At 49.1% G+C, this 8,004-nt stretch carries 9 protein-coding genes; 2 read left to right on the forward strand and 7 right to left on the reverse strand.

All coding sequences use genetic code 11. From position 1 onward, the window contains the following. Nucleotides 1-364 precede the first annotated feature (364 nt). The 6 genes from panB to SGI97_08340 are packed head-to-tail and all read right to left on the reverse strand — an operon-like array spanning nt 365 to nt 4,619. Nucleotides 365-1,198, reverse strand: coding sequence for a 3-methyl-2-oxobutanoate hydroxymethyltransferase (gene panB, locus SGI97_08315; protein MDZ4723888.1), 834 nt, complete (start codon nt 1,196-1,198; stop codon nt 365-367). An 11-nt stretch (nt 1,199-1,209) separates the two neighbouring features. Then, nucleotides 1,210-1,866 (reverse strand): deoxynucleoside kinase, encoded by a 657-nt coding sequence (locus SGI97_08320; protein MDZ4723889.1) that lies wholly within the window; start codon nt 1,864-1,866, stop codon nt 1,210-1,212. Next, nucleotides 1,847-2,356: a 2-amino-4-hydroxy-6-hydroxymethyldihydropteridine diphosphokinase gene (gene folK / locus SGI97_08325; GenBank protein MDZ4723890.1), complete on the reverse strand. Its 510-nt coding sequence runs from the start codon at nt 2,354-2,356 to the stop codon at nt 1,847-1,849. Before folK ends, SGI97_08320 begins: the two co-directional genes overlap by 20 nt. 18 nt (nt 2,357-2,374) lie before the next feature. Next, entirely contained in the window at nt 2,375-2,767 is a 393-nt protein-coding gene (gene folB / locus SGI97_08330; GenBank protein ID MDZ4723891.1) for a dihydroneopterin aldolase, read from the reverse strand. Then, a complete protein-coding gene (locus tag SGI97_08335; protein MDZ4723892.1) occupies nt 2,764-3,945 on the reverse strand; it encodes a pyridoxal phosphate-dependent aminotransferase in 1,182 nt (393 codons plus the stop codon). The genes folB and SGI97_08335 overlap by 4 nt, the downstream gene beginning before the upstream one ends. An 11-nt stretch (nt 3,946-3,956) precedes the next feature. Further along, the gene (locus SGI97_08340) at nt 3,957-4,619 is read right to left on the reverse strand and encodes a class II aldolase/adducin family protein (protein ID MDZ4723893.1); all 663 of its coding nucleotides are present in this window, start codon (nt 4,617-4,619) and stop codon (nt 3,957-3,959) included. Nucleotides 4,620-4,993: 374 nt separating this feature from the next. On the opposite strand from SGI97_08340, the gene SGI97_08345 reads away from it, so the two are divergent. Together SGI97_08345 and SGI97_08350 are read left to right on the forward strand one after the other, a co-directional pair. Continuing rightward, complete coding sequence (locus SGI97_08345) at nt 4,994-6,490, forward strand: trypsin-like peptidase domain-containing protein (GenBank protein ID MDZ4723894.1); 1,497 nt, start codon at nt 4,994-4,996, stop codon at nt 6,488-6,490. 100 nt (nt 6,491-6,590) lie between these two features. Continuing rightward, nucleotides 6,591-7,445: a sigma-70 family RNA polymerase sigma factor gene (locus SGI97_08350; protein ID MDZ4723895.1), complete on the forward strand. Its 855-nt coding sequence runs from the start codon at nt 6,591-6,593 to the stop codon at nt 7,443-7,445. Between the two features lie 276 nt (nt 7,446-7,721). On the opposite strand, the gene SGI97_08355 is transcribed toward SGI97_08350, so the two are convergent. Next, nucleotides 7,722-8,004 (reverse strand): hypothetical protein (locus SGI97_08355; protein MDZ4723896.1); only part of this gene is annotated, 283 nt, incomplete at its 5' end.

Below are 8,004 nucleotides of genomic sequence, written 5' to 3' on the forward strand. Positions count from 1 at the left end.
TATCAAGCTCACGCTTGATAGAGCTAGTAAGCCGAACGGCCACTTTAGAAATAGAGTGGCCGTTTGTGTTTGTGGTGTGATCTTTCGGATGGTGCAGGCTAGAGATTTTCGAATCCGCCAATGGAGGACGGCCTGCACGAAGATGAAGATGGTTCCTCCGCCTTCGGCGGACTGGGATGACAAGAGAAGAGAATCCACTCCTCGCAACGACGTATGCGCGTAATTTGTTGGCGCACGGGAACGCACCCCAGCCACTGTAATATTTGTAGCCCACCCAACGAGTGGGTTTTATTTGTCGATGTGTGATCTCGCTGCGGTCGCGAATTACAAAATTAAACCGCAAGGGGTTCAATGATCGATAAAGTTATTCAGCAGACGGATATGATTCGCTCTCGCTCGGAAAATCGCCGTGAGTGACATCCTTAATAAAACTCTCAACAGCCGAGCTGATGAGAGGAGTGAGATTAGCATACTCGCGCAGGAATTTTGGTCTGAAGCCCTCTTCGCGAAGTCCCAGCATGTCATTGGTGACCAAAACCTGACCATCACATTCTTTCCCAGCGCCTATGCCGATAGTCGCCGCGGTAGACAGTGATGCCGTTATTTCTGTGGCAATTCCGCTTTCCAATAATTCGAGGACAATCGCAAAACAGCCGGCTTCTTCCAGTGCCAAGGCCGATTCCCTCAGATATGTTTTGGATTTTTCAGCGCGCCCTTGGACTTTTGGTCCGCCAAAACGATGAATGGACTGCGGTGTCAGACCGATATGTCCCATGACCGGGATTCCCAATTCCACCAGCTTCTTAACTGTCGGGACGATCTCAAGACCGCCTTCGAGTTTGACGGCTTCGGCATTTCCTTCTTTGAGAAATCGACCGGCATTCAGAATTGCAATTTCGACAGACGGCTGGAATGATAAGAATGGCATATCGGCAATAAGAAGCGCGCGCTTTGTTCCACGTGAAACAGCGGCTGTGTGCGCGACCATTATGTCCATGGTAATAGGCAAGGTAGAGGAATGGCCGTGGATGACATTGGCCGCCGAGTCACCGACAAGAATGGCATCGATACCGGCGTTGTCGAGGAGTTGAGCTATAAAATAATCATAGGCGGTGAGCATGCTGATCTTTTCGCCTTTGGCTTTTTTGGCGATGATACTCTGAATTGTGACTTTTTTTGTCTTCTTGATTACAGACATGGAGCAATTCTCTATGATAGGTTTCCGGCGGGTGAATAATAGCGTTTGGCGCTCGCCGGCTTTTGGATTTGTTCGATGAGGTCATCGAAATGATGCGGGTTATGGACAAAATCTATTTCATCGGTTTTGACCACGAGCAACGGCGTGTCGGAATAATGAAAGAAAAAATAATCGTAGGCTTGGTTCAAAAGTTCGACATAATCAAAATCGATAGGCTTTTCGAAACTGTAGTTTCGTTTGTGAATCCGTTCGAGTAAAACCGGTGTGGTGGCCTGAAGATAAATAACAAGATCAGGTTTGGGGATGTCGTGTGATAAAACAATGACGATACGATTGTAGAGCGCCAGCTCGCGTTCGGAGAGATTAATCGAGGCAAAGATTGAGTCTTTGGCAAACAGATAATCGGCAATAATTCGCTGCGCGAAAAGATCGCGCGAGAAAAGCTGTTGCTGTTGTTGAAAACGTGAGATGAGAAAAAACAACTGGGTTGAAAGGGCGTAACGTTTGCGATTTTTATAAAAGTCCTGTAGGAATGGATTTTCGAGCACTTCTTCGTTTACCAGATGGGCGCCGATGCGTTCGGAGAGCATAGCGGCAAACGATGATTTGCCGACGCCGATAACGCCTTCGACCGCGATATAATTGGGATCAAACGTTTCGAGCGACATGGTCTTTATATATGATTACCGAGTCAATATCACCGGACTTGAGATGTGTAGACAATTGTTTTCCCGTGACTGGATGAGTCAATTCCAGGTCTATCTGCAAGAGCGGCACAAGCACGAACGGACGTTTCAGGATTTCCGGATGCGGAATCTTGAGACGCTCTGTGGATACAATGCGTGTGCCAAATAAAAGCAGATCAATATCGATGGTTCGCGGAAGCCGTTTTCCTTTGTCGGTTCGCCCCATATCCTGCTCGATAGTTTCCGTCGCCTGCAATAACTCGCCAGGGGTGTAAAGGTACTCTACTTTGATGACTTGGTTAAGAAACGACGGAGCATCTGATGCCATGTGTATTGGCTGGGTCAGATAAATTGATGAGACAGCGACGACTTCGATGCCTTCAATCACTCCAATGCGGGACCTTGCCGACGCCAGATATTTCTCTCGGTCGCCAAGATTTGATCCGAGACTTATATAGACTATTTCTGCCACATCATTCTCCTGTACATGTTAAATCGAATTGTCCATCAACCGGCTGGGGTCACTTTGATAGCGGCTGACTTCGACTTCAATAGAGCCAATGTGTCCTGCAATCGGCGCGCGCATTTTGCGAACCTTCAAAGTTACCCGATAGACGGCAAACTTGTCAAGGAGTAAGGCCGCGAGGTGAGTGGCAAGCCGTTCAAGTAGGGCGTATGCTTTTCCTTCAACCGTGTCGCGGATAAGAGAAAACACTTCGGCGTAATCAATCGTGTCAGAGAGTCTATCACTTGCTCCGGCATCGGCAAAGTCCAACTCAAGCTCACAGTCGACCTCAAATATCCCGCCGGTTTCTCTCTCGGCGGCAGACACGCCGTGATAGCCATAAAATGATAAACTAGACAATCTGATAATATCTTTCATTCGTTGTCGCCTCCGGTCAGTCTGAATGGCGAGCGTTTGAGACGGGCCAAAGCATTTCGGTAGTCCTCAACTGAGGCCGTAAGTGAAAAGCGCAGGTATCCTTGTCCGTGCTCTCCAAAACTCGAGCCTGGCGCGATGAGAATGCGGCTCCGTCTCAATAATAGTCGCGCGGCATTGAGCGAGTTGCGACGCCGCTGAATCCTGGCCCAAATGAATGGGATGTTACTGGAACCAGAAATCTCAAGATTGAGCGCGTCACACAAGGCTGAGGCTTCGACACTGTTTTTTTGAAATTGCTGGCGAACGGTTTTATGCGGGGTCGCGCTTGGTCTTCGCAAATACTGAAGGACGATATCGGCATAATAGGCGGGGATAAATGCCGGTGTGAGCGATGCCGCCGCCTTCATACCGGAGATTGCTTCCCGATTGCCGACCGCAAATCCGAATGGCATGAACGGAAGCCCAAAAAAATAGGAGAACGAGTACAGTTCAAGGCCGACCTTGATCCCGCCTTCGGTTCCAATCAGAGAAGGCGCGGCTCTTTCTGGAATTGTCTGAAAAGCGGCATCGTTGACCAGAAGTAAATGCTCTTTTGCTGCTAACTGAATAAGAGCAGACAAATCTTTTTCAGGAATGACCGCACCGGTCGGACTGTGGGGAGAATTGAGAAAAAGAATTCGCGCGACGCGTGTGAGGCGGCTGTTTAACCTGTCAAATTCCGGCTGCCAATCATTTTTGCTGGAGATTGCATAACCGATAGGTTCTCCGCCAGAGACAATAACCGCCCTCGTATACACCGGCACGGCCAGATCAGGGACAAAGGCAACCTCGCCATTCTCAATGAAAGCAACAGCCACAGCATTGACCATCGTCCCAATTCCGCCTCCAATAAAGATTTCTCTTTCAGGGGAAACTTTGACTCTGTGTTGTTGGAAAACCCAGTTGGCGAGCGCTTCTCGTAACGTCTCAATCACCTTGGGGCTGGCTTGAGAAAGTTCCGCCGCTTTTGGCGCAAGGTCAGGTGTGTATTGTATTGGCCACCGGAACGATGCCAAATCAATTATCTCAGGCCGATTGGGTATGAGAGAGCGTTTTTTTGTATGGGAAAAGGCAAGAATATCTGGCGGGACTTTGTAGAGCCGGTTGGCCTTGTCGATGACAACTCGTTTAACGTGCATACTGGAAATTATTACGATGAACGCTGGGACCAGACATCGTCGAGTTTTTTACGGATATTCTCGAGTCGGGCAAAGTCGTTCGGGGGAATGCAATTGAGGTTGCCCAGCATCCGCGCGTGATGAAGTATCTTCGCGTAGTGTTCGACCGTTTCGTGACGTTGCATGGCCTCATCAAGTGTCCTGCCAATCGTAAGAAGGCCATGGTTCCGAAGCAGAAAAGCGCTACAGGATTCTATGAATGGCTCAAGCGATTTGGGCACAGCATCGGTTCCCGGCGGAGCATAATCGGTCAGTGGAATCTCACCGACAAAGAGGACAACTTCGGGGAGAATATCTATTTCCAACGGAATTCCGGCCACAGCGAAGGCCGTCGCATACGGCGGATGGGAATGAACGCAGGCTTGCACCTCGGGACGGTTCTTGTAAACGAATAAATGCATCGCGATTTCAGAGGATGGGTCATGGCTGCCTTGGATCTTTTTACCGTTTGTATCCACTATTACCAAATCGTCCGGACTGAGATGCCCTTTGGAAAACCCTTTGGGTGTTATCATAATCCGGTCATCGTCGAGTTTCATCGACATGTTTCCATCGGTCCCGGCTATAAGACCGCTCTCGGCAAGCCGTTTACCGATCGAGACAAGCTGATTCTTCACAAAAAACGGAGATGGCATAATTCCGCTTAAGTTAGAAGCATACATGGGTTAAGTCAACAAATACCATCTATAGCTTTCAAGGGAAATGAGAGCACATCGAAATTAAGTCGTTACATGTCAATCAATTAAGATTGCGATTGGTAATTTTGAGCCACGTGTCAATTTATTAATTTGGAAACACAACAAAGCAATAGACTGGTGCGTATCATGTTTATAGACCAAGCGTCGCTCTGAGGATTACTACTTTTGATGTATTCACTCAATAAAAAAATGAGTCGACCGGACAACCAGTTACGTTTAATGCGTAGATATTTGACAGCAGGGGAATTAGCTCTTGACTGTGATTCAGAAATGCTTAACTTGTTAGGCTTATCTAGTTTGGAGGTCGGGAAGTGATTGAAGCGAAGTTTCCTTCAGGAACATTGAGGAGAAAAGGGCTAAATCTGAGTGGACTCACGCTTATTGCTATAGCGTGTGTTCTCATGGGCATTATTATATCCTCCAATCTGGAACTGCCTTCGGTTACGTTTGCCCAATCAAATAATAGTGACCCGTTGCAGGATCGCTACCCGGTGGTTGAACGTAACGGGGTCGCTGAATCTCCGTTCGTGTCGGTCGTCGAAAAAGTTCAGGACGCCGTTGTCAACATCTCAGCCCGTTCAAAAGGGGAGGAAATGCCGTGGTGGGTTCAGGGAAGCGAGTTTAATAACTCGTTTGGCTCAGGCTTTTTCTTTCGTGAAGACGGCTATATCCTGACCAACGCCCATGTCGTCCGCAATGCTGTCGAACTTACTGTGCGAACCGCGACTGGCTACGAGTATCCCGCGAAAATTGTCGGTATCGATCCCTCGACTGATTTGGCTGTCATTAAAGTAGAACCGGAAGAAAAGATTCATTTTATAGAATTTGGCGATTCGGAAAACCTCAAAGTCGGCGATTGGGCGATTGCCATCGGCAACCCTTTCCCTCAGCAGGGACTTGATCGCACAGTTACAGTTGGAGTTATTTCCGCCAAGGGCCGAAGCAATTTGCGCTTTGGCAGCGAGACCCCGCAATACCAGAATTACATACAGACCGATGCCTCGATAAACCCCGGCAACTCCGGCGGGCCGCTGCTGAACCTCTATGGCGAAGTCATCGGTGTCAATGCCGCTATTTCGAGTCCAACCGGATCATCGGTTGGCATCGGTTTTGCCATTCCGATAAATATGGCGCGCGCTATCGTGCCCGACCTTATAGCATCGGGTAAAGTAAGCCGTGGATGGCTCGGCGTCTGGTTGTCGCCGGTTACGGCTCGCGAAGCCAAACGCCAGCAGTTGGGCGCGGTGAAAGGTGTCCGCATTGATTCGGTTTTTGCCAATTCTCCCGCAAAAGAATCCGGTGTCAAGACTGGCGATATTGTGGTGAGTTTCAATAACCAGGAAGTTCAAAATGTAAACCAGTTTTCGGTCCTCGTTTCAACTGTCAGAAACGGAATGGAAGTGCCTATTGAAATCGTTCGTGATTCCAAACGAATCCCGCTTGTGACTACAGTCGCCGACAGGGACGCCTATGAGGCCTCCGCTCGCGCCTCGGCGCCGAATAGCCGTGAACTTTCAAACCAGCAATGGCTGGGGATGGAGTTTACCACTTTTACTCCTGAAATGGCCGCCGAGATAAGTGTTCGGCATGTCGAAGGCGTGTTTGTAACCCGCGTTCATCCGGGAACACCAGCCGATAAAGCATCGATCATTAAGGGGACAGTTATACTACAAGCTGATAATCAGGCGGTCGAATCCGCCGCCGATATGCAAAGAATAGCAAGTCAAATCGGGAACAACCCACAGGCCGTTCCGCTTATAGTAGTTGAACCGGGCGGAAGTATCGCTCGAAAGGTGATTCGTCCATAATTAAGTGACATTAAACGATTGGTTCTGTCATTGGTATGAGTAGTACCTTTGAACAGGTTGGAAGATATTAACAGTATTACAGAAGGAGCAGCTTACATACGTGGCTAAACAATCCCTCAAATATCGCGATGCAGATAGATCGCTCGATCTGTATCTTCGCGAAATAGGGGAAACTCCTCTCATCAACGCCGAAGAAGAAGTGCGGCTGGCCAGAAAAATTAAGCTGGGCGACAAACGCGCCCTAGAAAAACTGACCAAGGCTAATCTGCGCTTCGTGGTTTCGGTGGCTAAACAGTATCAGAATCAAGGACTTTCTCTCGCCGATTTGATCAACGAAGGAAACATCGGATTGATCAAAGCGGCCAAGCGATTTGATGAGACTCGCGGATTCAAATTCATCAGCTATGCAGTCTGGTGGATTAGACAAGCGATTCTTCAAGCATTGGCCGAACAGAGCCGTATTGTGCGTCTGCCCCTCAACCGGGTCGGCACCCTGCACAAAATCGGCAAGATCTCAAGCCGACTCGAGCAAGGGCTGGGGCGCGAGCCTTCGCCTGAGGAGATCGCCAAGGAACTCGAACTTTCTGAAGGGGAAGTCTCGGATACCTTGAAGATTTCCAACTCGCATTTGTCGCTTGACGCGCCCTTTTCAGTTTCCGAGGATAACTCGCTTATCGACATTCTCGAAGATGAATTCCAGCCGTCGCCCGATGAGGCGCTGCTCAGTAATTCCCTTCGGATTGAAATCGAAAAAGCGCTCGACTCGCTGACACCTCGCGAAGCTGAAGTGATCAATTTGTATTTCGGATTGAATCATGAGAAAGCGCTCACATTGGAAGAGATTGGCGCCCGCTTTTCGCTCACTCGCGAGCGTGTGCGGCAGATTAAAGAGAAGGCGATACGCAGATTGCGTCATGCCTCTCGAAGCCGTTCCTTGCGCGCATATCTGAGCTGAGACAATACCTATTAGTTGACATAATTAAACCGCACTGGAAACAGGGCGGTTTTTTTTATTGGCGGACCTCATATTTTCCGATATTCGTAGGTCAGTCCGCCGCACTCCGCTATATAGTAGGTCGATACCTTCCCAGGTCTCGACATTGTTTTCTTCCTCTTATAGCGCGACGTCTGTGAATGTTCCGTCGGGTCTTGGCTTTGGCTTAGAGCAGCGAAGACAAAGATGTGACCTGACGGTCACCTTGGTGCGGGGCAGAGACGCCCCACACGAATATCAACACTGGTTACCGGCCTTCGCCGGTATGACATTAATAAGTGGGTCGTTGCGAGGAGCGAAGCGACGCGGCAATGACCAAAGGGAATGGTGTAACCATCTCAGTTCTTTTCGCTCCGGTGCGGGACCGGGACGTCCCTGTTGCGAGCCAAAATAAAAGAGAATATGAGATTGCCATCCGCCACGGCGGACTAAGAAGCGAAACTCGCAATGACGAGTTGTGAGATGTCTGCTATAGTATCTTGTACCACACTGCTTGCGGTGTGATCTTAATGTTTGTGCA

The organism is Candidatus Zixiibacteriota bacterium (genome assembly GCA_034439475.1).
GTDB lineage: Bacteria > Zixibacteria > MSB-5A5 > GN15 > FEB-12 > JAWXAN01.